This is a genomic window from Actinomadura graeca (genome assembly GCF_019175365.1).
In the GTDB taxonomy this organism is placed as follows: domain Bacteria; phylum Actinomycetota; class Actinomycetes; order Streptosporangiales; family Streptosporangiaceae; genus Spirillospora; species Spirillospora graeca.
Map to the genome: position 1 here is coordinate 6573867 of NZ_CP059572.1, position 24688 is coordinate 6598554.

The following is a 24688-nucleotide window of genomic DNA, read 5'->3' on the forward strand; positions in this document are numbered from 1 at the left end:
TCAGCAGCCGAAGTCGATGTCGTAGAACGTGCGGTAGTGATCGGATGTCCAGTACATCCCATCGTGGCCCTCATCGCCGGACGTGATGATGCGGCGCGCGCCGCGGTCCGGGCTGCCGGGGGTCTTCACCGTGTACTCGTGGTAGAAGCCGCGGGGCTTCGCGGGCAGGTGGCCTTCCCGGTTCTGGAACACCGAGCCGTCCTGCGGGTACGGATAGGGTCCGCCCTTGTCGATCAGGGCGATGGTGTCGCCGGCCTGCTCGGGGAGCCGTGTCTCGCAGATCGGGGGGATCGCCTGCGCGTGGACGCCGGTCACGGAGACGGCGGCGGGGGCGGCCGAGGCGGGGGCGGAAGCCGGGCCGAGGAGCCCGGCGGCGAGCAGCGGCGCGATCACGAACATGCGGTAGCGGGGGGAGCTCATAGGGTGAGTGTCGCCCGCGGACCCCCCGCCCGTCACTGCCCGATCCGGCAATTCAGGGGAACTTGCCGACAGTGTCACCGGACGGTCAGCGGGGTTCACCACGTCCGACGTGCTCCGCGCGGTGCCGCTCGGCGGGCAGGACGTCCCGGCCCTGCTGGGCTCCCTGGCCGCCTCGGCGGGACGCCCGGCCGCATAATCCGGAGGGGATCGGGCGGGTCCCGTGTCATGCTGGCGGCGTGGAGCCCGAGATACACATCCGGATCGCCGACGACCTGCTGATGTTCCTGCCCGCCGCCCGGCGCGAGCCCGCGCGCCGGGTGACCTACGACGGGACCTCGACCCTGGGGCACCTCGTGGAGTCGCTCGGCGTGCCGCTGCCCGAGGCCGGCCCGATGACGATCCGCGGCGAGCGGGTCGAGCCGGCGTCCCGTCCCGCGGCCGGGGACGAGGTTCTTGTGGAGGCGGTGCCGCGTCCGCAGCCCGTCCCGCTGGAGCCCGGGCAGGCCGCACCCCGCTTCCTCTTGGACGTCCACCTGGGCACGCTGGCCCGGCGCATGCGCCTCCTCGGCCTCGACACCGCCTACCACAACGACATGGACGACCCGGCGCTGGTCGTCCAGGCCAACGCGGAGCGGCGCGTGCTCCTCACCCAGGACCGCGGCCTGCTCCGCCGCCGCGCCCTGTGGTTCGGCGCGTACGTCCGCGGCTCGCGCCCCGACGACCAGCTCCGCGACCTCCTGGAGCGGTTCGCGCCCGCCCTGGCGCCCTGGACGCGCTGCACCGCCTGCAATGGCCCCCTCGTCCAGGTGGACAAACGCGACATCGAGCGGGACCTGGAGGCGGGCACCCGCCGCAGCTACGACGTCTACGGCCGGTGCGCCGAGTGCGGGCGGGTCTACTGGCGCGGCGCGCACGGCGGCCACCTGGAGGCGATCGTCCGGGACGCGACACGCGTCGTGAACGGAACCGGCCCGGCCCGCGCCACCGTCTCAGAGTGAACGTTGCGGAAGGAAACCCAAGGAGCTGGTGACGATCGACCTCGTCGTGGTGGGTGCCGCGATCATTTCGGACGGACGGCTGCTCAGCGCCCAGCGCGCGGAGCCGCCGCACATGGCCGGCGGATGGGAGCTGCCCGGCGGCAAGGTGGACCCGGGCGAGTCGGACGAGGACGCCCTCGTCCGCGAGTGCCACGAGGAACTCGCCATCAAGGTCCGCCTGGGCCGCCGCATCGGCGGCGACTGGCGCCTGAGCGAACGCAGTCTCCTCAGGGTGTGGACGGCCGAGATAATCCAGGGCAAGCCACGCGCCCTGGAGCACCTCGAACTACGCTGGCTCACCCCCGCCGAGCTCTACGACGTCGACTGGCTCCCCGGGGACCGTCCCGTCATAGAAGAACTGGCCCACTCCCATCCCTGGCACCCCTGACCCGACCCAGGCGGCCGGGATCAACCGATGCGGTTGGCGCCGGCGAAGTCGGAGCGGTCGGAGAGGTTGGAGATCTTCACCACATCGCCGGTCTGCGGGGCGTGCAGGAACTTGCCTCCGCCCAGGTAGATGCCCATGTGGTGGACGCTGCTGCCGAAGTACACCAGGTCGCCGGAGCGCAGGGAGCCGCGGGAGACGCGGTGGCCGAGGGCGAGCAGGTCGCCGGTGTAATGGGGGAGGCCCGGCTTGCCGACCTGGGCGTATGCCCAGACGACGAGGCCGGAACAGTCGAAGGTGCCGGGCCCGGCGGCGGCCCACACGTAGGGGGAGCCGAGCTTGGTGAGCGCCTTGCGGGCCATCTTGGCGGGGAGGCCGGAACCCTTGATCGTCGCCGAAAGGCCGGTGCGGGGGTCCTTGATGTGGGTGGTGGTCAGTTTGTCGAGCCGTTTGGTGACTTCCGTCACCTTGGCCTTGGCGGCGCGGCGGGCGGCCTCGGCCTGGGCGGCGGCCTGGCGGACCTGCGCGGTCTTGGCCTCGGCGGCGCGTCTTGCCTGGTAGGCCTGGTCGATCTGCTTGCGCAGGGCCGCGACGGCCGTGGCCTGATTCTGGGCAAGGTAGGCCCGGTCGGACAGGCCGTCGGTGGAGCCGCCCGTCCCGAAGATCGCGTCGGGCCCGCCGCTCATGTAGTTCGCTGCGGCCAGCCGTCCGAGGCGCTCGCGGGCGGGGGCGGCCTGGGCCTCCAGGGCGGCGGCGGCCTCTGCGGCGGCCTGCTCGTCCTTGCGGGCCCTGCCCAGGTCGACGCGGGTCTTGTTGTACTTCTCGGTGAGCTTCTCGGCCTCGACGTTGAGTTCGCCGAGGCTCTTGCGGAGGCCGCTCTCCGAGGTCGGCAGCGGGTCCGGGGACGGCGCCCCGAACGGCTGCGCCGCGTGCGCGGCGATCGGCGCGGTGGCGCCGAGGGCGATCAGGATGACGGTGGCCGCGGTGGCGGCGGGCGCGCGGCGGCGCCGCCGGTGGGAATCCGGTGCCAAGCCGGTGTTCTCCTCTCCCTGCGCGCCTACCGGGTTAGCTGACGGGTTCGGGCCAGGAGGCGCCCTACGACGTGCGTCGATTCACCCCAGGGATGGTGGGTCCCCGGTTCTCCGCGGTGGGAGACTCGGCGCTCCGGCCGCAGACCCCGGGGGGCGGGGCCTCCAGACGACCGGATCTTGAGGGAGAGTACAAAGGATGGGCAAAGTTGGCCAATCCGAAAACCGTGTGACGGGCGGTACGTCCTACTCGGGCGGGGTCGGGCGCCCGGCCAAGTAGAATGGGGCCTGCCGCGCGTCTGCGGCGACTCCTGAACTCTCACGCAAGGCGAGCCCGCATGCCCATCTCCACGCGAGACGACCTCCGGAACGTCGCGATCGTCGCCCATGTCGACCACGGCAAGACGACGCTGGTCGACGCCATGCTCTGGCAGTCCGGTGCCTTCCGCGAGAACCAGGACGTCGACGACCGCGTCATGGACTCCAACGACCTGGAGCGCGAGAAGGGCATCACCATTCTCGCGAAGAACACCGCCGTCCGGCACAACGGCCTGACGATCAACATCATCGACACCCCCGGCCACGCCGACTTCGGCGGTGAGGTCGAGCGCGGGCTGTCGATGGTGGACGGCGTCGTGCTGCTCGTGGACGCCAGCGAAGGTCCGCTGCCGCAGACCCGGTTCGTCCTGCGCAAGGCCCTCGCCGCGCGGCTGCCGGTGATCCTCGTGGTCAACAAGACCGACCGTCCCGACGCCCGCATCGACGAGGTCGTGGACGAGACGTACGAGCTGTTCATGGACCTCGACGCCGGTGAGGACCAGATCGACTTCCCGATCGTGTACGCCTCCGGCCGCGCCGGGCGGGCCTCGCTGAACAAGCCCGCCGACGGGCAGATGCCCGACAGCGAGGATCTGGAGCCCCTCTTCGGCGTCATCACCGAGACGATCCCGGCGCCGGCCTACGACCCGGACGCGCCGCTCCAGGCGCACGTCACGAACCTGGACGCCTCCAGCTACCTCGGCCGGATCGCGCTGTGCCGCGTGCACGCCGGGACGATCAAGAAGGGCCAGCAGGTCGCCTGGTGCCGGCACGACGGCAGCGTCGAGAAGGTGAAGATCACCGAGCTGCTGATGACGGAGGCGCTCACCCGCAGGCCCGCCGACGAGGCCGGGCCCGGGGACATCATCGCGATCGCCGGCATCCCCGAGATCATGATCGGCGACACGATCGCCGACCCGGACGACCCGCGCCCGCTGCCGCTGATCACCGTGGACGAGCCCGCGATCTCGATGACGATCGGCACCAACACCGGGCCGATGGCGGGCCGCGAGAAGGGCACGAAGGTCACCGCCCGGATGGTCAAGGACCGGATCGACCGGGAGCTGGTCGGCAACGTGTCGATCCGCGTCCTGCCGACCGAGCGCCCGGACGCCTGGGAGGTACAGGGCCGCGGCGAGCTCGCCCTGGCGATCCTCGTCGAGAACATGCGCCGCGAGGGCTACGAGCTGACCGTCGGCAAGCCGCAGGTCGTCACCCGGGAGATCGACGGGAAGAAGCACGAGCCGGTCGAGCGGCTCACCGTCGACATCCCCGAGGAGCACCTGGGCGCGGTCACGCAGCTCCTGGCCGTCCGCAAGGGCCGCATGGAGCACATGACCAACCACGGCACCGGCTGGATCCGGATGGAGTTCCTCGTCCCGGCGCGGGGCCTGATCGGGTTCCGCACCGAGTTCATGACCGAGACGCGCGGCACCGGCATGGCCCACCACGTCTTCGAGGACTACGAGCCCTGGTTCGGCGAGCTGCGCACCCGCCCGTCGGGGTCCCTCGTCGCCGACCGCGCGGGCGCCGCCACCGCCTACGCGATCACGAACCTGCAGGAGCGCGGAACGTTCTTCGTCGGGCCGACCACCGAGGTGTACGAGGGCATGATCGTCGGGGAGAACTCCCGCTCCGACGACATGGACGTCAACATCACCAAGGAGAAGAAGCTGACGAACATGCGGTCCTCGACCGGCGACGAGCTGGAGCGGCTCACCCCGCCGCGGCTGCTGTCGCTGGAGGAGGCCCTGGAGTTCTGCCGTGAGGACGAGTGCGTCGAGGTCACCCCGGCCGCCGTCCGCATCCGCAAGGTCGTCCTGGACGCCAAGGAGCGCGAGCGCACCCGCGCCCGCACCAAGCGCGCCGGCTGACCCGCGGATTAGCCGGGTTCGGGGCGGGCACCACAGAAGACCGAGTCCGGCAGAAGCCAGACGAGCGTTCCGGCGGACCGAGCGCTGCGGCCGACCGCGGCGGCCGAGCCTTCCCGGCCGACCGAGCGCTAGAGGGAGCGGGGGCCGCCCGCACAGGCGGCCCCCGCTTCTCGCCCGCGATTTATGGACGGGCCGAAAACGGCGGCGGTCCGGGGAGATCCCCGGGCCGCCGCCGTCATCGTTCGCTTCGTGCTCCGCTCCGCGTCAGCTGAGCTGGACGGTCCCCGTCACGTCCGCGGCGAGGCGGAGCTGGTCGCCGTCGCGGAGGGGCGCCTCCACGCCGCGGGGGAGTCGCTCGCCGTTGACGAACGTCCCGTTGGTGGAGCCCTCGTCACGGACCCAGGCGGTGCCGGACGGGTCGAGCCAGAGCGTCGAGTGGCGCCGCGACACGTTGTCGTACTGCGTGAACGTGGCCGCCACCGGCGACTGGCCCGCGTCGCGGCCCAGCACGAGGTGCTGTCCCACCGAGATCTTCAGCTCGCCCGTGGGGAACTGGATCCGCAGGACCGGCGTGCCCTTCTGCGGCAGCGCGCGCAGGCACGAGTCGCACTGCGCGGCGCCCGGGTTGGTCAGGACCGCCTCGCAGTACGGGCACATGAACGCGGTGCTGTCGCTCGGCGGCTGTGACCGGGACGGGCTGTGGTCCGGCGGCAGCAGCGTCGCCTCACGGCCGTGCGGCGGAGGTATCACCGGGCGGTTCTCGTGCTGGTGGGCCGGCGGCGCGCCGAAGTCGTGGTCGCCTGGACCGGGCTGGGGGGCGCCGTACTGGTTCTGCTGCTGGTATTGGTCCTGCTGAGGGGGCGCGCCCCACGGGTCGGGCTGCTGCTGTTGCGGCTGCGGCGCGGCGGCCCAGGGATCGGGGGACTGCTGCTGGTGCTGCGCGGGCGGCTGACCGCCGTGCTGGCCCTGCTGCTGTCCGTAGTCGGGCTGCCCGTAGTCCTGAGGGCCCTGCTGCTGAGGCGGGCCGGAGGGCTGCTGCGACTGCTGGGGCATGGGGGCGCCCCACGGGTCGGGCTGCTGTTGCTGCTGCGGCGCACCCCACGGGTCCTGCGACTGCCCGGGCGGGCCCTGCTGCTGCGGCGCGTTCTGATACGGGTCGCGCGCCTGCTGCTGGGGGGCCTGCTGCTGGTACGGGTCGTGCGGAGCGTGCTGGGGCTGCTGCTGGTACGGCTGCTGACCGTGCTGGGGGGCGCCGTGCTGGGGAGCGCCGTGCTGGGGGCCACCGTGCTGAGGTCCGCCGCCGTGCTGGGGGCCGCCGTGCTGCGCGCCGCCCTGCTGGGGTCCGCCGTACTGGGGGGCACCCTGCTGGGGGCCGCCCTGCTGGGGGCCACCGTACTGAGGTGCGCCCTGCTGGGGACCGCCGCCGTATTGGGGGGCCCCGTGCTGCGGGCCGCCGTGCTGGGGACCACCCTGCTGGGGTCCGCCGTACTGGGGGGCATTTTGCTGCGGGCCGCCGTAGCCGCCCTGAGCGTGCTGGTGGGCGCTGCCGGCGCGTGCCAGGTTGGCCCCGCAGCTCAGGCAGAGCAGATCGCCCGGCTGGAACGGTTCGTCACAGACAGGACAGTTCAAGGTCGCCATGACACATCCCCCGCGCGCACCCCGGCGCGTTCGAGCCTCGACGTGAGGTGATCCATGTCACCCCTTCGCGGGATCCCGATGTAGTACACCCGCCTTCCCTCCGGCCCCTCGTCCACGGACACCTGCACTCGGGGCCCTGCCGCTTCTCCAGACTCTGCGTCTTGCCTAGTCTCTCCGATGCCGGCCAGTGCCCCGTACCGTTCGCGTCCCAGCGGGGACAGCGGCACGACGCGCTGGTTGGCCGACCCCTTCCAGAGTAGAGAGCCACTCTCGGAGTGTCGCCCCCCCGGGTTGAGCCGGTCGACGTACGGCCCCGTGATCACGGCGTCACACATGTTCAGGATCTCCCGCATCGCTTCGGTCCGCGAGAGCCGAGAGTAGACATATCCGCTGTAGACCAATATGTCCAACCTAATCGTCTCATGCTGGAGGCCGTCCCGCCATGCGCATATCCCTCGCAGCAGCGCCGCCAGCGCGGACGGCTGCTGGAACGGCTCGCCGCCCGAGATCGTCACGCCGTCGACGGGCCCCGGCAGCGACTCCAGCCAGCCCAGGATGGCCCTGACCGGAACGGCCTTGCCGGGATCGGCGTCCCACGTGTCACGCGAGAGGCAGCCGTGGCAGTGCAGCGTGCAACCCTGCGTCCAGATCCCGGCGCGCGTGCCGGGGCCGAGCGTCGTGACCGGATAGTGGGCCTTGGCGAGGAGCAGGCTCTCCCCGGGACCGTCCCGACCGGGACCGTCCCACCCGGGATCGTCTCTTCCGGATTCGGCGTCCGTCATTGGACTTCCAGGTGGACGATGCTGCCCTCGCGGCGGATCCCGGACACGGTGACCCGCTCGTCCGGGACGAGCTCACGGTCGAACAGCGCGCGCGCCAGCGGGTTGACGAAGTAGGACTCCAGGGCCATGCCGATGCCCCGTCCGCCCTTGTCCAGCTCGTCCGTGCACCAGCCGCGGAGCGTCTGGAGCGCGTCGCCCTTCACCGCGAGGACGAGCCGGTGCTCCTCGGCGACCCGCTTGCAGATGTTCGCGAACTGCAGGTCGAAGATCTTGTGCGCGGCCTCGTCGGAGATGAAGTCGAACACCACGATGTTGTCGCCGAACCGGTTGAGCAGCTCCGGCCGGTTGAGGACCTCGGTGAAGTGCTCGGCGACGGCGCCCTTGATCCGCTGCTGGACCTCGTCGTAGGTCATCCCGGGCGTGATGTTCTGCACACGCGCGGCGGAGGCGTAGGAGGCGGCGCCGTCGCGGGTCGTCAGGTCGCGCCCCGGGACGTACATCCCGAGGTTCGAGGTGAAGATCAGGATCGACTCGGAGAAGTGGACGGTGTTGCCCCGCCCGTCGGTGAGCCGGCCGTCCTCCAGGATCTGCAGGAACTTGTCGAGGATCCGCGGGTGCGCCTTCTCGATCTCGTCGAACAGCATCACCCGGAACGGGTCCTCGCGGACGGCGTTGGTCAGCTCGCCGCCCGCCTCGTGCCCCACGTATCCGGGCGGCGACCCGATCAGCCGGTCGCCGGAGCCCTCGCCGGAGAACTCGCTCATGTCGAAGCGCAGGTAGGCGGACTCGTCCCCGAACACCAGCTCGGTGATCGCCTTGGCCAGCTCGGTCTTGCCGGTGCCGGTCGGCCCGGCGAAGAACAGCACGCCCCGCGGCCTGCTGCCCGACCGGGTCGCCTGCGCGCCCGACAGCCCGAGCACCGCCCGCTTGAGGATGTCCAGGGTCTTGGTGACGGCCTGCGGCTGCCCGATCACCCGTTCCGGGACGCGCTTCTCGCCCTCCAGCACGCGCCGCCGCAGGTGGCCGCGGCTCCACGGGTTGTCGAGCACGCCCAGCTTGTACGTGCGGACCGCGTCGGGCAGGTCGGCCAGATCGACGTTGCGCTCTTTGGCGAGCCGCGTCACCTCGATCATGGACTGGAGGGTGAGCCCGTCGGCCTGCTCGGCGAACGCGTCGCACGCCGCGGCCGCCGCGTCGTCGCCGCCCACGTCGCCGACGCCGAACGCGCGGGCCAGCAGCCGGGCGGTCTCCTGCCGGTCACCGAGGTGCGGGCGGGGGATGGTGATCTCGCGGACGTTCTCGTTGTCGGCGGTCAGCCACGGCGGGAGGTCGCCCGGCCGCTCCACCAGCCACAGGATCGGGTTGTAGAGCGGCTTGGGCCGCGCCCCCACCACCCGGACCGGACGGGCGTTGCGCGACAGCTTCGCGCAGAACCGGAAGAAGTCGCGCTCCGCCGGCTCCAGGTCGGTGGGGGTCCGGGCGATCCGGGACGCCGAGTCGATCACGAACGCGGCGCGGATGTTCTCCGCGGGGCGCGCCACCGCGGCCAGCTGCCGCGTCAGCCCCTCCAGCGAGGGCTTCTCGTCCGGCTTGCGCTTGCCCAGCAGCTGGTCGGCGGCCCGCTCGGCCTCCTCGGCGATCTCGTCACCGGTGTCGGGGTAGACCTGCAGGCCGTCCACCGGGTCGTAGACGATCATGCAGGACGCGCCGCTGGAGCGCAGCGTCTCCCACAGCAGGCCGCGCAGCGGCAGCAGCCGGGCGGGCCCGCCGCCCTCCAGCGGCGGCGCGAGGAAGCTGTCGTAGAGGTTGCCCGACAGGACGTACTGGGAGTGCACCGACAGCGTCGCGTCCAGTTCGCGGATGAACGGCGGCCAGCCCTGCAGCCGCCCGCCCAGGGTCGGCGAATCAATGCTCATCAGGCTCGCTCCACTCCGTTCCGACCCTGCCCCCGCCGGGCCCCCGAACCGTCATCGATCACGCTCCCGGTGACGCTCACGCCGCCCGGCACGTCCCCTAGTCTGCCGTGATCCGTCCGAAACCGGCAGCTCACGCACCCCGGGGTCCATCCGCCAGGCCACCTCGGAGCCGATCCCGGCCTCGGCCAGCCGCTCCCGCGCGGCCTCGAACGCCTCGCACCACTCGCGCTCGCGCTCGACGTCCACGCGCCGGTCGTCCTCGCTCTCGGCGGGCCGCTCGCGCACCATCGAGGCGCGCACGTGCGCCGCGTCGTCGACCCGCATCTTCACGCTGTGGTCGGGCCAGCCGCCCCTGGTCAGCACGAGCGCGCCGTCGTCGGCCGTCAGCGTCTCGAAACCGCTGTGGACCTCATAGCCCATGTCCTCGAACGCCGTGGTGATCGAGTCGAGGACGTAGCGGCGCTCGGCCTCGGCCTGCTCGGCGGCGTCCCGCTCGGCTGCGCGCCTGCGCCCGGCCTCCCGGTGCTCCTCGGTCCGCCGGTTGGCGGCCTGGATCCGCAGCCGCACCTCCTGCAGGACGGTCTCCGCCTCGTCCGCGGTGCCAGCGCCCGCGAGGAGCCGGGCGGCCTCCGCGACCGCGCGCCGCTCCTCGTCGCCGGTGTCGGGCAGCAGCCGGGTCATGACGCGTTCCAGAGTCGTTCGCACATCGTCTTGGACGCGCGGCGCGGGCGGCGCGCCCTGGCCGGTGTCGGTCTGCAACCCGGCGTCCGGGACGGCGAACACCTGCGCGGTCACCTGTGCGGCCAGGTGCTCCGACAGCCGCCGCTCCGCCTCGTCCAGCGCGGGATCGGTCGCGGCGCACCAGGCGGCGAGCTCCTCGGGGGACTGCTCGTCCGGCTGGAGCGGCGCGGGCAGCGGGACGTCCGCGCCGATCCGTGCTCGGGTCTCGGCGAGCGCGGCGATGCGCGCGTTGCGCTCGACGACCTCGCGGAGCGCGCGCTCGTGCGTCCTGACCTCGGCGAGCGCGGCGGCCCGCGCCTCGGCCCGTCCCGCGGCGAGCGCCGCGAGGGCCTCCGCGCCCCGCCCGGCGAGCCCCGCGCCCCGGCCGAGGACGCGGTTCATCCCCAAGGTGAGGATCACGGCCGCGTCCAGGGCGATGTCGGCCTCGACGCCGCTGCTCATGCTGTCCCTCCGGGGCGATCGGTCGGATGTGCGGGGCGTCCGGCCGGGCCTGCCGGACGGACGCCGGGGGGTCCGGCGGCGCGGTCCTCCCGCCACCGGTGCAGCCGCAGTCCCGCGCCGACCGCGTGCGCGGCGGGGACCGCGAGGAGAAGAAGGATCCACAGCAGGGCCGCCACGGACGTCACGGCCCCGAGGAGCAACAGAATGATCAGTAGCGGGACCGTCCCGGCGAGGAGGAGGACACCGCAGCCGCGCCGTCCGGTGCGCTGCGCGGCCCCCGACATCGTCTGGGACGCCTTGGACAGGCCCCGCCCGCCCGCTCCCAGGACCTTGGACATCCACGACCACGGCCCATACAGCAGGTAGTCCTTGCCCTGCGCGCGCGCCACCACCACCTCGCAGGCGCAGTGCACCGCCCACGCGAGGACGGAGAAAACGGCGAGGAGGCTGAACGACACCCACGACGACTTCTGGAGATGGAATCCGGCCGACGTGGTCCGAGGACCGTCCACGCCTCCGAACAGCGCATCGACGACGGCGCTTCCGAGCAGCCACAGGGCGAGCAGAGGGAGCGTCCAGAGGACGGCGCGGGTCATGGCCGCGCCGCGTCCTGCAAGACGCAGCCTTTCCTGTTCCGCCCACTGCGCGCGCAACGCCTCGTCCCGCCGTTCGGCGGCATGACGGTCCCGGGCCCGGGACTCGGTCTCCAGGACGGCCTCGGGTGCGGCCCGGACCACGGCGAGATGCCGCAGCGGATCATCGCCCGCTCCGTCGGCCAGCCAGGCGAACCACGGCACCGGCTCGGCCACCGCGGCGCGCGCGCTGGCCGAAGCGTCCGCGAGCAACCTGCGCGTCTCCGCGGGACGGGCCGCCAGGGCGAGCAGTGTGAAAAGGACGACAGGCGGGTCGTCGGCAGGACCGGGCGGGCCCGCGACCCGCACTCCCGCTCCGTCCGTCCCCGCGTCGGGCAGCCGCGCCGCCAGCCCGGGCGGTCCCGCGGCCTGGCCCCGCAGCCACCGCGCCAGGTCGTTCCAGGCCGCCACGTGGGCGCGCCACTGGTCACCGACCCGCGCAAGCTCGCCCGCGCCCTCGAACCCCGCCAGGACACGCAGCAGATCCTGCTCCCACAGGCCCCGGCCCAGCAGGCACGCGGTGCGGTGGTCGGGATGCCCGGGGTCGGCGGCCAGCGCGGCGAGACCCGGCAGGTCCTCCGCCGTCACCCTCCGGCCCAGGTAGTGCGGGGGCAGCGCCGGATCCAGCCACCGCACCAGATGCAGCAGCTTCACATCCGGCGGCAGGCGCGCCGTCAGATACCCGTCGATGAGCTCGATCCGGCCGTCGTCCTGGACGTCCGAGAGCCACTCCCGCAGGCTCCGCCACGCCTCGCCGGTCTCCCCGCGTCCGAAGAAGTAGAGCGCGGCATGCTCCCACTCCTCGACCAGCGCGCGCGCCAGCTCGGCGCGGTCGGCGTAGCGGCGTCCCTTGAACGGCAGCCCCGTGCCGGGGGGCGCGTGCGTCTCCTCGGCGACCGGCGGCGATCCTCCGTCCAGCCACTCGGTGACCTGCTCGGCGGCCCATCTGCGGCGCGGATCGCGCGCGAGCAGCCCCCGGCACAGCAGCCGCAGCCGCGGGTCGGCGACGTCGTCCGCCGGCACCGGACGCGTCGCGAGGTGGTCGACCACCACGGTCTCGCTGAGCCCGAGGAACGGCGCCCGCCCGGTCGCCAGCTCCCGGACGATCATCCCCAGCGACCACCAGTCACGGGCCGGCGACACCTGGCCGGACAGCGACTCCGGGGCGGCGTAGGCCAGCGTCCGCGACGACGACGCGAACACCACGCTCTGGTCCAGGACCTTGCTCAGCCCGAAGTCCGCGATGGCCACCCGCAACGGCGCCGTGGCCAGGACCAGCACGTTCTCCGGTTTGAGATCGCGGTGCACGATGCCGGCCCGGTGCAGCGCCGCCACCCCCGCCGCGAGCTGCGCCGCGATCTCCGCGACCGTCTCCGGCGGCAGCGGCCCCGCCATCAGCGCCCGGAGGTTGCCGTCCGGCGCGTACGCGGTGATCTCGTAGTCCCGGCCGTCGGCGTGCCCGGTCTCCAGGATCCGCAGCACGTGCGGGGAGTCGAGCCCGGGCAGCTTCTCCCACACCTCCCGGTCGGCGCGGTACCCGCGGCGGAAGATCTTCACCACGTACTCGTCCGCGCCGCCCGGCTCCCGCACCAGGAGCAGGTCGGACTCCGCGCCCTGGACCGGCAGCTCCGCGACCGCCTCGTACCGCTCGGCGAGCGCCGCGGGCAACCGCATCAGCGACCCGCCCGCCGCCTCCCCGTCCCGCCGGGTGGCCCCCGCGCCGCCCGGAGGCGCCTCCCGGGGCCCGGGCACCCGCGGATCCCGCCGCGTCGCCCCGGCATCGCGCCGCGTCTCGCGCGGGGGAGTCGTCCCGCCGTCCCCCGGCCCGCCGAATTCGCCCACCTGCCCGCCCGTCTAGATCTTGTCCTTGATGACCCGCAGATGCTCGGCCGTCTTGAACCGGACCACCACCGCCTCCAGGAAGATGCGGACGAGCAGCAGTTCCAACAGGCAGACGAGCGGTGTGGCGATGAGCACGACGACCCCCCATGCCCAGAAGTCGTCCCAGGTGGTCACCCACAATCCGAGCCCGAGGTCGAACAGGCACTGCAGGCTGATCAGCAGCAGGGCCACAACGTAGAAGAGCTTGACGAGCTTCGGCGTCACAAGATGATTGAAGTTGGCGTCGAGGAGCGCACCGATCAGCCCCTTGTCCGACCGCTCCACCGGTGCCCACTCCTGCGGCCCGCGTTGAGGCCCACCTTGGGGTCCACCTTGGGGTCCGCTCTGGGGGCTGCCGAGGAATCCACCCTGAGGGCCTGGGCCAGGGGGGTAGTTCGGTGGACGCTGGCCCGGGACGGGCTGGGGAGGTGCGTACGGGTCTCCCTGGGAGCCGTGCCCGGGAGGGCGCGGTGGGTGACCGGGGTTCGATGGGTGCGTCATCGCCGTCGCCTCCAGGGTGGGCCGCCTACGGGAAAACTCTAGAGCCTGGAACGCGCCTCGGCCCGCCTGTGGGCAAGGCCGTACCGGCGCGCCGCCGCGGGGTGCGGACCGTTATCCGCAGGGGCTCTTCCGGCCGGCCTTGACACCCCCTGCGACTTTGAGCGGGGGCGGGGTGAGGCGGACGCCGCCCGTCCCGATGGTGAGGCGCACGCCGTCCTTGGGGGCGCGGTCGTCCGGGATCAGGAGGGCATTGGGGACGATCCGGGCCAGCGCCGACGCCTGCGCCTCGGCGGCGGGGGCGTAGACGATGCGGCTCTCGGCCGCCGCAGGGCTCTTCTCGACCTTCGCGGCGACGTCGAAGCCCCGGCGGCCGAGCTGCCGGACGGTCCGCTCGACCAGCCGGGCGTCGCCGCCCGCGTCCACCACCGTCACCTTGACCTCGGCCGGCGCAGGTGGCTTCTGCTTCTGCGCGACCGGTTCGGCGGGCAGGTCGTCATCGTGCTGGATCGCCGCGAAGAGGGGCTTGGCCCGCTCCATGTCCCACTGGACGCGGTTCGGGTCGGCCGCGTACCCCTCGACCGGAACCGTCACGAACCGCACCTGCCCGGCGCTCATGCCCTTCAGGCCGTCCGCGAGCCTGCGCATCGTGGACAGGTCCAGCTCGTCGTCGGTCGTCATCGACTTCGTGGCCGCCTTCAGGAACTTGTAGGTCTTGGCCGGGTCGGTGAGCATCGAGCCGCCGGTGGCCTTGTCGACGACCGCCGCCATGAACCGCTGCTGCCGCTCGATGCGCTCAAGGTCGGAGCCGTTGCCGAGGGAGTAGCGGGCGCGGACGTACCCGAGGGCGTCCTCCCCCTTGACCGTCTGCTTGCCCGCCTTGAGGTGCAGTTCCGCGCGGGGGTCGTCGACGGGCCGGTCGAGGCAGATCTCCACGCCGCCGAGCGCGTCCACCATCCGCTTGAAACCGGAGAAGTCGATCTGGACGAAGTGGTCGATGTGAATGCCGGTCAGCGACTCCAGCGTCTTCCAGGTGCAGGTCGGGCCCGCGTAGGCGAACGCCGCGTTCAGCATCCCGAACTGCGCGGGGACGGTGCCGCCCTTCTCCTTCTCGCACTCGGGGATCTTCACCATCGAGTCGCGGGGGAAGCTGACGCCGACCGCCTGGTCGCGGTTGGGGGACAGGTGCAGCAGGATCGCGGTGTCGGACCGCGCCCCGGACATCCCGGCGGCGGCGCCGTACCTGGCGTTGTCGCCCTCGCGGGTGTCGGAGCCGATGAGCAGGACGTTCAGGCTCTTGTTGAGCTTCTTGGGACGGTTGGCGCCGAGGTGCCCGCCGACGTGCTTCTGGTCGATGCCGCCGACCAGGTCGCGGTAGAGCACGACCGCTCCCGCGCCCGCCAGGAGCAGCACGGCCGTCATGCCGATCGCGGTGCGCCGCAGGATCGTCCGGCGGCGGGTCCGACCGGCTCGCGGCGCCGCCGCCTCCGGCGCGGAGGTGACCTCTTCCAGAGCGGGGGTCGCCTCCGCCGGGTCGGGAATGACCTCCTCCGGCGCGGAGGTGCCCGCCGGTTCGTCGGCGGCGGTGTCCCCGGCGAGGTCGTCGCCGCTGGGGTCTTTGTCGCTCATCCGGTCCTGTCTGAGATGGGCCCTGGAGAGGGCACGTCGTCGGTCAGCACGGGGGTGTGGCCCCTCTCGTTGGATGCGCGGCGGGCCCGTTGTGTTGACACGCGTTCCGAAATCAATCGGCCGCGGTCACCGCGCGAGACGTCCAGACGGTCTCCGGGGTGCACCCGGACGGTTCCCGGAGGGCCACACTCGGCCACATGAAAGTCCTGGACTTTGTCGAATTCAGTGCTTTCCTGTCAATTGCCGGACGAGGGCTGTCGCGCTGGTCCCGGCCAGGGAAGGAAACCGTCGCGAAGGAGTCTGAATGCGCGTGCCCGGAAAGAGCCCGAATTCGATCTTCGCGCTGGGACGTTCATCGCCTTTACCGGCCGGATCGCTCGGGAGGCTCCGGGTTCCGCTGATGCCGCCGACCCTGCTCGTCGTCCTTTTCGTCATGGCTGTGGACATGCTCTTACCCACCCGTGCGCTGGCGGCCGGGGGAGAGACCGTCCTGTGCCAGTCGGGCAGTTACAGCTGCCTGTCGGGCACCGGTTACAGCGGGCAGAGCGTGTGGGGTTCATGGGGCCCCGGGCACAACTGTGTCAGCTACACAGCATATCGGCTGTCGGCGAACGGCGCGTCCAAACCCTGGGCGGGAGCGATCGGCAACGCGTCCGATTGGGACGAGAAGGCCCGCGGCGCGGGTGTCACCGTCGATGCCAATCCGGTGGTGGGTTCCATCGCACAGTGGGACGGCGGCTACGGCCATGTGGCCTATGTCGAGGTCGTCACCTCGGCGTACATCGAGATCAGCGAGGACTCCTACATCACCGATGCCTACGGGTACTCCTCACGGCGGCGGATCGAGCGGTCCGCCGCCAAATTCGCCTCGGCGGAGTTCATCCACGTTCGGGATTCTCCCACCGAGACGCAACAACAGCTCCCCGGCCAGGCTGGCGCGATCTCCGCTCTCCAGCACGGTTCACGCGTGAGCCTGCGCTGGGAGCGAACGCGGCCGACTACCAGGTGACGCGCAACGGGGTGGTCCTGGCCACCGTCACCGGGACGGGCTATCTGGATTCCCAGGCTTCGCCCGCGCAGGCGTACACCTATGCCGTCATCGCGCGGAACCAGAACGGCGTCGCCCCGCCGACGAGCCTCTTCGTGCAGACGACCACCGAGTCCGGAGACCGTGCCTACTTGCGCACCGGTAATGGCCCGGCGATGTGTGCGCGTGCGGGTATCGCGTCGTCGCAGGCGTTGGTGTGTCATGTGTTGACGGGTGGTGGGTGGGTCACGTCGAATGCGCCGCCGGGTGATTGGGGTTATGACTCTGATCGTTCGTGGGTGGCGAATGGTGATGGGAGTGTGTCGTATTGTCGGCGGGTGGGGGTTCCGGGGGATCAGGTTCGGTGTGACACGTTCAATGGTTCGGGTTGGACGTCGGTGACGTCGTCGCATCTGGACGTGGGTTATCCCGACGGCCGCGTTTTCCTGCCGACCGCCAATGGCCCGGCGATGTGTGCGCGTGCGGGTATCGCGTCGTCGCAGGCGTTGGTGTGTCATGTGTTGACGGGTGGTGGGTGGGTCACGTCGAATGCGCCGCCGGGTGATTGGGGTTATGACTCTGATCGTTCGTGGGTGGCGAATGGTGATGGGAGTGTGTCGTATTGTCGGCGGGTGGGGGTTCCGGGGGATCAGGTTCGGTGTGACACGTTCAATGGTTCGGGTTGGACGTCGGTGACGTCGTCGCATCTGGACGTGGGTTATCCCGACAACCGGGCTTTCCTGCCGACCGCCAATGGCCCGGCGATGTGTGCGCGTGCGGGTCTCGAGTCGTCGCAGACGCTGGTGTGCCATGTCCTGACCGGAAGTGGCTGGACGACCGTGAACGCGCCCGCCGGCGACTGGGGATATGCCGTCGACCGGGCATGGGTGCCCAACACCGATGGCACGGTGTCGTTCTGCCGCCGCGTCGGCGTGCCCGGTGACCAGGTCCGCTGTGACACCTTCAACGGCTCCGGGTGGACGTCGCTGACCTCCGCGCACCTCGACGTCGGCTATCCCGACAACCGGGCGTTCGTGGCGACCGGCGACGGACCCGCGATGTGCGGGCGTGCGGGGATTCCGTCCTCGCAGACGCTGGTGTGCCATGTCCTGACCGGGAACGGCTGGACGACTGCCAACGCGCCCGCCGGCGACTGGGGGTATGACTCCGACCGGGGCTGGCTCGCCAACGCCAACGGCACGGTGTCGTTCTGCCGCCGCGTCGGCGTGCCCGGTGACCAGGTCCGCTGTGACAGCTTCAACGGCTCCGGGTGGACGTCGCTGACCTCCGCGCACCTCGACGTCGGTTATCCCGACGCCTACTGATCACACCCGCGGAGCAACCACCCTGTCTCGCCCGGACGGCGAGGCGGGGTGGCTTTGTGGGTGAGCCGCCATCATGATCGTGATTACTCTGCGTGATGGTCGTGTGGCGGGTCGGCGGGGGGTGCGGGTCATGCCTGGGAACGCTCGTCTCGATTCCGTTCGGCCATAACGACTGGTTATGGAAGCCGGGCGGTGCGGGGGGCGGTTTCGGGTCTAAAGTCTGTGGTCAGGGTCACATGCAGGTCTGCTTGTTATGTATGTCACAGCGCCCGGCAGGTGGCGTAGGGTCGCTTCGCTGGAAGCGCACACGAGGCGTCACCGCCCGCATGCGGCAGGCCCCGGCCGAGGCGCGACGGCCGCATGGGTGCGCTCGGACCCGTGGTACGGGGACACGACGACCCGAGCTCAGGAGAGCGATCGATGAGCACTGTGGAGGCGCCGGCCAAATCGCGCGCCCAGATCAAGGAACGCACGCTCCGGAAGGACAACTGGCGCCTCTATCCGATCACCACGTTCGTGATCTTCACGGCGTGGGTGGTCTACGCGACCGTCCGGGCGTTCTGGGGTTCCGCCTTCTACGTCCCGGAGTACCACTATCTGACGCCGTTCTACTCGCCGTGCCTGAACGAGATCTGCAACAACGTCACGGTGGACGGGCACACCGGCGACGCGGCGGAGTTCGGCACGTTCCTCCCGGCCGGGACGAGGGGCTGGATCCCCTTCGCGGCGATCTCGCTGCCGTTCCTGCTGCTGTTCCGGCTGACCTGCTACTACTACCGCAAGGCGTACTACAGGTCGTTCTGGGCGGCGCCCACCGCGTGCGCGGTGCGGGAGCCGCACGCCAAGTACACCGGGGAGCGCCGTTTCCCGCTGATCGGCCAGAACCTGCACCGCTACTTCTGGATGGCCGCCTTCCTCATCTCCCTCATCAACACGTGGGACGCGGTCCGCGCCTTCCACGGGAAGGACGGCGGTTTCGGCATCGGGCTCGGAACCGTCATCCTGGTCGCGAACGTGGTGCTGCTCTGGCTGTACACGCTGTCGTGCCACTCGTGCCGGCACATCGTCGGCGGGCGGTTGAAGAACTTCTCCAAGCACCCCGTCCGGTACCGGATGTGGGGATGGGTGTCCAAGATCAACCAGCGGCACGGCATGTACGCCCTGATCACGCTGGGGTCGCTGGTGGCGGCCGATCTGTACGTCGCGCTGGTGGCCGGCGGCACCATCTCCGACCTGCGCATCGTCAACTGAGGCCAAGGGATCATGACTGAGATCGAGAGGCACGCCTACGACGTCGTGGTGATCGGCGCCGGCGGCGCCGGGCTGCGGGCGGCGATCGAGGCCCGCCTCCAGGGCAAGAAGACGGCGGTCATCTCCAAATCGCTGTTCGGCAAGGCGCACACGGTGATGGCCGAGGGCGGCGCCGCCGCGGCGATGGGGAACGTCAACCCCAACGACAACTGGCAGGTGCACTTCCGCGACACCATGCGCGGCGGCAAGTTCCTGAACAACTGGCGGATGGCCGAGCTGCACGCCAAGGAGGCGCCCGACCGTGTCTGGGAGCTGGAGCACTGGGGCGCGCTGTTCGACCGCACCAAGGACGGCAAGATCAGCCAGCGCAACTTCGGCGGGCACGAGTACCCGCGGCTGGCGCATGTCGGCGACCGGACGGGCCTGGAGCTGATCCGCACCGCGCAGCAGAAGATCGTCGCGCTGCAGCAGGAGGACCACCGCGACCACGGCGACTACGACGCCCGGCTCAAGGTGTGGGCGGAGACGACGGTCACGCGGCTGCTGAAGGACGGCGACCGCATCTGCGGCGCGTTCGCCTACGTCCGCGAGACCGGGAAGTTCGTGGTGTTCGAGGCGCCGGCGGTGGTGCTGGCCACCGGCGGCATCGGCAAGGCGTTCAAGGTCACGTCGAACTCCTGGGAGTACACCGGCGACGGGCACTCGCTGGCCCTGCTGGCGGGCGCGACGCTGCTGAACATGGAGTTCGTGCAGTTCCACCCCACCGGGATGGTCTGGCCGCCGTCCGTCAAGGGCATCCTCGTGACCGAGTCGGTGCGCGGTGACCGGGGCGTCCTCAAGAACTCCGACGGCAAGCGCTTCATGTTCGAGTACATCCCCGAGGTGTTCAAGTCCCAGTACGCGACCACCGAGGAGGAGGGCGACCGCTGGTACGACGACCCGGACAACAACAAGCGGCCGCCCGAGCTGCTGCCCCGCGACGAGGTCGCCCGGGCCATCAACTCCGAGGTCAAGGCCGGTCGCGGATCGCCGCACGGCGGTGTGTTCCTCACCGTCGTCGACCGCATGCCGGGCGGCGCCGCCGAGATCGTCCAGCGGCTCCCGTCGATGCACCACCAGTTCAAGGAGCTGGCGGACGTCGACATCACCAAGGAGGCCATGGAGGTCGGCCCGACCTGCCACTACGTCATGGGCGGCGTCGAGGTCGACCCGGACACGGCGGCGGCGCTGGTCCCGGGGCTGTTCGCCGCGGGCGAGGTCGCGGGCGGCATGCACGGCTCGAACCGGCTCGGCGGCAACTCGCTGACCGACCTGCTCGTGTTCGGGCGGCGGGCCGGGCTCGGCGCGTCCGAGTACGTCGACTCGCTGGCCGAACGTCCCGTGGTGTCGGACGAGACGGTCCAGGCCGCGGCGGACGAGGCGCTGGCCCCGTTCGCGCGCAAGGGCGGCGAGAACCCCTACGCCGTCCACGCCGAGCTCCAGCAGACGATGAACGACCTGGTCGGCATCATCCGCAAGGAGGGTGAGCTGGAGCAGGCCCTGGAGTCCCTGGACAAGCTCCGCGACCGCGTCGCGAACGTCGGCGTCGAGCCCGTCGCGGTCAACGACGGCCGGGGCTACCACCCGGGCTGGCACCTCGCGCTGGACCTGCGCAACATGCTGATCGTGTCGGAGGCCATCGCCAAGGCCGCGCTGGAGCGGCAGGAGAGCCGCGGCGGCCACACCCGCGACGACTATCCGGGCATGTCGCCGGAATGGCGCAAGGTCAACCTCGTCTGCCGGCTGGCCGGCGACCCCTCCTCGCCGCGGGTCGAGCTCAGGCGGCAGCCCATGGAGCCGATGCGGGACGACCTGATCAGGCTGTTCGAGGGCGACGAGCTGAAGAAGTACCTCACCGCCGAGGAACTGCCCGCCCAGGTGGCGGGGAAGCAGGAGGGCGACCGATGAGCTACGAGGCCAAGTTCCGGGTCTGGCGCGGCGACGAGGGCGACGGCGAGCTCAAGGACTACGCCGTCGAGGTGAACGAGGGCGAGGTCGTCCTCGACATCATCCACCGGCTGCAGGCCACGCAGGCGCCCGACCTCGCCGTCCGGTGGAACTGCAAGGCCGGCAAGTGCGGATCGTGCTCGGCGGAGATCAACGGCCTGCCGCGGCTGCTGTGCATGACGCGGATGTCGACGTTCGAGCCGGACGAGACCATCACGGTCACGCCCGTCCGCACGTTCCCGGTGATCCGCGACCTCGTCACGGACGTGTCGTTCAACTACGAGAAGGCGCGGCAGATCCCCTCGTTCGACCCGGGAGACGTGCAGCCGGGCGAGTTCCGCATGCAGCAGGTGGACGTCGAGCGCTCGCAGGAGTTCCGCAAGTGCATCGAGTGCTTCCTGTGCAACAACGTCTGCCACGTGATCCGCGACCACGAGGAGAACAAGCCCGGCTTCGCGGGCCCGCGCTTCCTCATGCGGATCGCCGAGCTGGAGATGCACCCGGCGGACGCCGCGGACCGGCGTGAGATCGCGCAGGAGGACCACGGCCTCGGCTTCTGCAACATCACCAAGTGCTGCACCGAGGTCTGCCCCGAGCACATCAAGATCACCGACAACGCCCTCATCCCGATGAAGGAGCGCGTGGTGGGCCGCCGCTACGACCCGGTGGTCTGGCTCGGCAGCAAGCTGGGCATCGTCAAGAAGGGCCAGGACACCCCGTCCGCCTGATTCCCCGATCACGACCCGACGCCCCCCTGCGCGCTGCGCCGGGGGGCGCCGGTGTTCCGGGGGACGACGCGATGAGTTCCAGCGGGGCGGCCGGTCTGTATGAGGGACGGCACATCGACGACCCAGGGGGAGAGCCGTGACGCAGACGACGAGGGGCGCCGTGCCCGAGATCGGCAGCGTGCTGCTGGCCAGCGCGGAGCCCGGCCGGTTGCGCGCCTGGTACGAGACGGCGTTCGGGGTGACCGCCGACATGGACGGGTTCCTGCGCCTGGGCGGAGTCGGGCTGCTCGTGGACGGGCGCGACGACGTGGCGGGCAAGGCGGTGGAACCGTCGCGGGTGATCCTCAACTTCCACGTCGACGACGCGCGCAGCGTGGCGCGGCACCTCGACGCGATGGGGGTGGCGTGGCTGGCCCCGCTGGAGTACCGGGACCAGGCGGGGGCCTGGTTCGGGACGGTCATCGACCCGGACGGCAACCACGTCCAGATCATCGAGCTGACGGACGCCTACTGGGTGGCGCGCCAGGAGCGTGCCGAGCGTGCCGAGCAGGCCGAGCGCGTCGAGCAGGCCGAGGGCGCGGCGCGTGGTGAGGGACGGCAGGACGCGTGGTCGCTCGCGGACGCCTCGGTCTCGTCCCGGCTGCCTGCGCAGGATCTCGACCGCGCGAGGCGGTTCTACGCCGAGAAACTGGGACTGGAGCCGGTGGAGACACGGCCCGGCGGGTTGCGTTACGAGACCCGCAGTGGCGGCTTCTCGGTGTTCCAGTCGGCGGGACGGCCGTCCGGCGGGCACACCCAGATGGGCTGGCGTGTCGACGACATCGAGGCGGCGGTCGCGGAGATGCGGCGGCGCGGGGTGGTCTTCGAGGACGTGGACGTCCCCGGCCTGCGCACCGTGGACGGGATCGCCGAGGTCACCGGGAACTACCCGTCCGCCGGTGGACGAGGCGAACGGGCCGCATGGTTCCGTGACAGCGAAGGCAACCTGCACGGCATCGGCCAGCCCATTCTCGGGACCGGCCAGGACGGCTAGGGGCGCGGACGGTGTCGGGACACCACAGCGGGCGGCGCGCCCCCGGACCGCCGCCCGCCGTACCGCCGTTCCCCAATGAACGCCGTGGCCGCTGGGCGACCTCTCGGCCGCACACGCCGGGTCCAACCTTCGCGCACCTCTAGGACGGCGAACAGGGAGAAGTGCACACAACGCGTGACGCATTCGTGATTCCTCACCGGGTGACACATGGAACCTCGTTCCCTTTAGCGTGGGGGACATGAGCGCCCTTGAACCGGGCTCGTTCCTCGCCGAACTCACTCCGGCGGAACGCGTCGAGCTGGAATCACGCGGTCGCGTCCGTGACTTCGACCGGGGGGAGACACTGTTCATCGAAGGGGAGCAGTCCAGCTGGATCGCCGTCCTGCTCAAAGGGCGGGTCAAGGCGTTCTCCTACCGTGAGCACGGCGGGGAGGCGCTGCTGGCGGTGCGCGGGCCCGGCGCGCTGCTGGGGGAGCTCGCCGCCATCGACGGGTTCCCCCGTTCGGCGACGGTCGCGGCGCTGGAGCCGGCGCAGGCGCTCGCCGTGACGGCCGAGGAGTTCATGGCGTTCCTCCAGGCGCATGGGCGCGTGTCCATCCTCATCATGCGGACGCTGTGCCAGCGCTGGCGCGACGCCGACCGCAAACGTGTCGAGTTCGGCATGTTCGACGCGACCGGACGCGTGGCGCAGCGGCTCGTGGAACTGGCCGAGCGGTTCGGCGTGCCGTACGAGCGGCACGGCGCGGCGGGCGGCGGCGTGGCCGGCGCGGGCCCGGCGGGCGGCGGGGGTCCGGCGGGCGGCGGGGGCCTGGCGGGCGGCGGCGTGAACGGGCAGGCGGGGGCGGATCCGGCCGGTCAGAGCGTCCGCATCACGCTGAACCTGTCGCAGGAGGAGCTGGCGGGCTGGGTGGGGGCGTCGCGGGAGGCCGTCAGCAAGGCGCTGCGCACGCTCCGCCGCCACGGGTGGATCGAGACGGGACGGCGGCGCGTCATCGTCCACGACCTCCAGGCCCTCCGGCGGCACGCCAAGTGATCCCCGGCGCGGGGGGCTGAACAGCCCGAACGGGACGGGCGGCTACAAGCGGCCCGAAGCGTGACCCGTACTCTGTGCAGGATGCAGTTGCAGCAGCTCGCCTACTTCGTCGCGGTCGCGGAGGTACGCCACTTCACCCAGGCCGCCGAGCTGCTGCATGTGGCGCAGCCGTCGCTGTCCAAGCAGATCCGCGCCCTGGAGACCGAGCTGAACGTCTCCCTCTTCAGCCGCGCCAGGGGGAACATCACGCTGACCCCGGCGGGGGAGGCGCTGCTGCCGCTGGCCAAGCGGATCCTCGCCGACGTCGACACCGCGCGGGTGGAGGTGCAGGAGCTGGCCGGGCTCAGGCGCGGGCGGGTGCGCCTCGGCGCGACGCCGTCCCTGTGCGCGGGGCTGCTGGCCGACGTCCTGCGGCGCTTCCACGACGCCTACCCGGGAATCCAGCTGCTGGTCGAGGAGGGCGGCTCGCGCGACCTCGTCCGGGAGCTGACCCGCGGTTCGCTGGACATGGCCCTGGTGATCCTGCCGCTGCACGGGGATCCGCCGCTGGACACCACCCCGATACTGCGCGAGTACCTCGTGGTCGCCTCGCCCGCCGGTCCGGGCGTGGGCGAGCGGGCGTCCAGGGCCGCGCATGTGCCCCGCCGGTCGTTCCTGCGCATCGAGGACCTGCGGAACCGTCCGCTGGTGATGTTCCGGCCCGGCTACGACCTGCGCGAAGCGACCATCAGCGCGTGCAGGGCGGCCGGTTTCGAGCCGAAGTTCGCCGTGGAGGGCGGCGAGATGGACGCCGTGCTGCGGTTCGTCGAGGCGGGCCTCGGGATCGCGGTCGTCCCGAGCATGGTCCTCGCCGGGCGGCCCGGGCTGCGCGGGACCCCTCTCGTCCTGGACGGTGAGGACGAGGCGACGCGGCGCCACCACGGCCCGGGCCTGCTCCGGACGATCGCGCTGGCCCACCGCAAGGACGTGGAGCTGACCCACGCGGCGCGCGCCTTCCAGGACACTCTGGAGACGTTCCTCGTCGAGGCGGGTCTTGCGGGAAGCCTCCCGGCAGGGGTCGAGAACCTCGTCAACGCCTGAGGCGG

At 71.5% G+C, this 24688-nt stretch carries 20 protein-coding genes and 1 riboswitch; of the genes, 11 read left to right on the forward strand and 9 right to left on the reverse strand.

Annotated elements, in window-relative coordinates; translation table 11 throughout:
- Complete coding sequence (locus AGRA3207_RS29095) at positions 1–420, reverse strand: guanyl-specific ribonuclease (RefSeq protein WP_231330253.1); 420 nt, start codon at positions 418–420, stop codon at positions 1–3.
- A gap of 278 nt (positions 421–698) precedes the next feature.
- Between AGRA3207_RS29095 and AGRA3207_RS29100 the strand changes: the two genes are divergently transcribed.
- Together AGRA3207_RS29100 and AGRA3207_RS29105 are read left to right on the forward strand one after the other, a co-directional pair.
- Complete coding sequence (locus AGRA3207_RS29100) at positions 699–1418, forward strand: Mut7-C RNAse domain-containing protein (RefSeq protein ID WP_231336427.1); 720 nt, start codon at positions 699–701, stop codon at positions 1416–1418.
- A 34-nt stretch (positions 1419–1452) separates the two neighbouring features.
- Positions 1453–1845: a (deoxy)nucleoside triphosphate pyrophosphohydrolase gene (locus AGRA3207_RS29105; RefSeq protein ID WP_231336428.1), complete on the forward strand. Its 393-nt coding sequence runs from the start codon at positions 1453–1455 to the stop codon at positions 1843–1845.
- 20 nt (positions 1846–1865) lie between these two features.
- On the opposite strand, the gene AGRA3207_RS29110 is transcribed toward AGRA3207_RS29105, so the two are convergent.
- Complete coding sequence (locus AGRA3207_RS29110) at positions 1866–2873, reverse strand: C40 family peptidase (RefSeq protein WP_231330255.1); 1008 nt, start codon at positions 2871–2873, stop codon at positions 1866–1868.
- Positions 2874–2880: 7 nt separating this feature from the next.
- A riboswitch (cyclic di-AMP (ydaO/yuaA leader) is annotated at positions 2881–3014 on the reverse strand.
- Positions 3015–3208: 194 nt separating this feature from the next.
- Here AGRA3207_RS29110 and typA point away from each other — a divergent pair.
- Positions 3209–5062, forward strand: coding sequence for a translational GTPase TypA (gene typA, locus AGRA3207_RS29115; RefSeq protein ID WP_231330257.1), 1854 nt, complete (start codon positions 3209–3211; stop codon positions 5060–5062).
- A gap of 264 nt (positions 5063–5326) precedes the next feature.
- Here the strand turns inward: typA and AGRA3207_RS29120 are convergent, their stop codons facing one another.
- From AGRA3207_RS29120 to AGRA3207_RS29150, 7 genes are all read right to left on the reverse strand, one after another.
- Positions 5327–6700 (reverse strand): FHA domain-containing protein, encoded by a 1374-nt coding sequence (locus tag AGRA3207_RS29120; RefSeq protein ID WP_231330258.1) that lies wholly within the window; start codon positions 6698–6700, stop codon positions 5327–5329.
- Positions 6688–7482, reverse strand: coding sequence for a 4Fe-4S single cluster domain-containing protein (locus tag AGRA3207_RS29125; protein ID WP_231330260.1), 795 nt, complete (start codon positions 7480–7482; stop codon positions 6688–6690). The genes AGRA3207_RS29120 and AGRA3207_RS29125 overlap by 13 nt, the downstream gene beginning before the upstream one ends.
- Positions 7479–9398, reverse strand: coding sequence for an AAA family ATPase (locus AGRA3207_RS29130; protein ID WP_231330262.1), 1920 nt, complete (start codon positions 9396–9398; stop codon positions 7479–7481). The genes AGRA3207_RS29125 and AGRA3207_RS29130 overlap by 4 nt, the downstream gene beginning before the upstream one ends.
- Positions 9399–9449: 51 nt before the next feature.
- Positions 9450–10580, reverse strand: a complete 1131-nt coding sequence (locus tag AGRA3207_RS29135) for a response regulator receiver protein (RefSeq protein ID WP_231330263.1) — start codon at positions 10578–10580, stop codon at positions 9450–9452.
- The gene (locus AGRA3207_RS29140; RefSeq protein WP_231330265.1) at positions 10577–12964 is read right to left on the reverse strand and encodes a serine/threonine-protein kinase; all 2388 of its coding nucleotides are present in this window, start codon (positions 12962–12964) and stop codon (positions 10577–10579) included. The genes AGRA3207_RS29135 and AGRA3207_RS29140 overlap by 4 nt, the downstream gene beginning before the upstream one ends.
- A gap of 102 nt (positions 12965–13066) precedes the next feature.
- Positions 13067–13378, reverse strand: a complete 312-nt coding sequence (locus AGRA3207_RS29145) for a DUF4282 domain-containing protein (RefSeq protein ID WP_231330266.1) — start codon at positions 13376–13378, stop codon at positions 13067–13069.
- A 327-nt stretch (positions 13379–13705) separates the two neighbouring features.
- Positions 13706–15220 carry an LCP family protein gene (locus AGRA3207_RS29150; RefSeq protein ID WP_231330268.1) on the reverse strand — a complete coding sequence of 505 codons (1515 nt, stop codon included), beginning with the start codon at positions 15218–15220 and terminating at the stop codon, positions 13706–13708.
- A 304-nt stretch (positions 15221–15524) separates the two neighbouring features.
- Here AGRA3207_RS29150 and AGRA3207_RS29155 point away from each other — a divergent pair, with 304 nt between their 5' ends.
- The 8 genes from AGRA3207_RS29155 (at position 15525) to AGRA3207_RS29190 (ending at position 24683) form a co-directional block, all read left to right on the forward strand.
- Complete coding sequence (locus AGRA3207_RS29155) at positions 15525–16229, forward strand: CHAP domain-containing protein (RefSeq protein WP_231330270.1); 705 nt, start codon at positions 15525–15527, stop codon at positions 16227–16229.
- Positions 16230–16240: 11 nt separating this feature from the next.
- The gene (locus tag AGRA3207_RS29160; RefSeq protein ID WP_231330271.1) at positions 16241–17572 is read left to right on the forward strand and encodes a hypothetical protein; all 1332 of its coding nucleotides are present in this window, start codon (positions 16241–16243) and stop codon (positions 17570–17572) included.
- Between the two features lie 420 nt (positions 17573–17992).
- Positions 17993–18823 (forward strand): hypothetical protein, encoded by an 831-nt coding sequence (locus tag AGRA3207_RS29165; RefSeq protein WP_231330273.1) that lies wholly within the window; start codon positions 17993–17995, stop codon positions 18821–18823.
- Between the two features lie 12 nt (positions 18824–18835).
- Positions 18836–20770, forward strand: coding sequence for a fumarate reductase/succinate dehydrogenase flavoprotein subunit (locus AGRA3207_RS29170; protein ID WP_231330274.1), 1935 nt, complete (start codon positions 18836–18838; stop codon positions 20768–20770).
- The gene (locus tag AGRA3207_RS29175) at positions 20767–21537 is read left to right on the forward strand and encodes a succinate dehydrogenase/fumarate reductase iron-sulfur subunit (protein WP_231330276.1); all 771 of its coding nucleotides are present in this window, start codon (positions 20767–20769) and stop codon (positions 21535–21537) included. The genes AGRA3207_RS29170 and AGRA3207_RS29175 overlap by 4 nt, the downstream gene beginning before the upstream one ends.
- 136 nt (positions 21538–21673) lie before the next feature.
- Entirely contained in the window at positions 21674–22570 is an 897-nt protein-coding gene (locus AGRA3207_RS40155) for a VOC family protein (protein WP_338028228.1), read from the forward strand.
- A 238-nt stretch (positions 22571–22808) separates the two neighbouring features.
- Positions 22809–23603: a Crp/Fnr family transcriptional regulator gene (locus AGRA3207_RS29185; RefSeq protein WP_231330278.1), complete on the forward strand. Its 795-nt coding sequence runs from the start codon at positions 22809–22811 to the stop codon at positions 23601–23603.
- A gap of 81 nt (positions 23604–23684) precedes the next feature.
- The gene (locus tag AGRA3207_RS29190) at positions 23685–24683 is read left to right on the forward strand and encodes a LysR family transcriptional regulator (protein ID WP_231330281.1); all 999 of its coding nucleotides are present in this window, start codon (positions 23685–23687) and stop codon (positions 24681–24683) included.
- Positions 24684–24688 lie beyond the last annotated feature (5 nt).

What these genes read in the sequence shown, in the direction of transcription:
- AGRA3207_RS29120 (WP_231330258.1), bottom strand. Translation starts at nt 6,700, where the DNA reads ATGGCGACCTTGAACTGTCCTGTCTGTGACGAACCGTTCCAGCCGGGC.
- AGRA3207_RS29175 (WP_231330276.1), top strand. Translation starts at nt 20,767, where the DNA reads ATGAGCTACGAGGCCAAGTTCCGGGTCTGGCGCGGCGACGAGGGCGAC.
- AGRA3207_RS29190 (WP_231330281.1), top strand. Translation starts at nt 23,685, where the DNA reads ATGCAGTTGCAGCAGCTCGCCTACTTCGTCGCGGTCGCGGAGGTACGC.
- AGRA3207_RS29135 (WP_231330263.1), bottom strand. Translation starts at nt 10,580, where the DNA reads ATGAGCAGCGGCGTCGAGGCCGACATCGCCCTGGACGCGGCCGTGATC.
- AGRA3207_RS29125 (WP_231330260.1), bottom strand. Translation starts at nt 7,482, where the DNA reads ATGACGGACGCCGAATCCGGAAGAGACGATCCCGGGTGGGACGGTCCC.
- AGRA3207_RS29155 (WP_231330270.1), top strand. Translation starts at nt 15,525, where the DNA reads ATGCGCGTGCCCGGAAAGAGCCCGAATTCGATCTTCGCGCTGGGACGT.
- AGRA3207_RS29170 (WP_231330274.1), top strand. Translation starts at nt 18,836, where the DNA reads ATGACTGAGATCGAGAGGCACGCCTACGACGTCGTGGTGATCGGCGCC.
- AGRA3207_RS29185 (WP_231330278.1), top strand. Translation starts at nt 22,809, where the DNA reads ATGAGCGCCCTTGAACCGGGCTCGTTCCTCGCCGAACTCACTCCGGCG.
- AGRA3207_RS29095 (WP_231330253.1), bottom strand. Translation starts at nt 420, where the DNA reads ATGAGCTCCCCCCGCTACCGCATGTTCGTGATCGCGCCGCTGCTCGCC.
- AGRA3207_RS29165 (WP_231330273.1), top strand. Translation starts at nt 17,993, where the DNA reads ATGAGCACTGTGGAGGCGCCGGCCAAATCGCGCGCCCAGATCAAGGAA.
- AGRA3207_RS29100 (WP_231336427.1), top strand. Translation starts at nt 699, where the DNA reads ATGTTCCTGCCCGCCGCCCGGCGCGAGCCCGCGCGCCGGGTGACCTAC.
- typA (WP_231330257.1), top strand. Translation starts at nt 3,209, where the DNA reads ATGCCCATCTCCACGCGAGACGACCTCCGGAACGTCGCGATCGTCGCC.
- AGRA3207_RS29150 (WP_231330268.1), bottom strand. Translation starts at nt 15,220, where the DNA reads ATGAGCGACAAAGACCCCAGCGGCGACGACCTCGCCGGGGACACCGCC.
- AGRA3207_RS29130 (WP_231330262.1), bottom strand. Translation starts at nt 9,398, where the DNA reads ATGAGCATTGATTCGCCGACCCTGGGCGGGCGGCTGCAGGGCTGGCCG.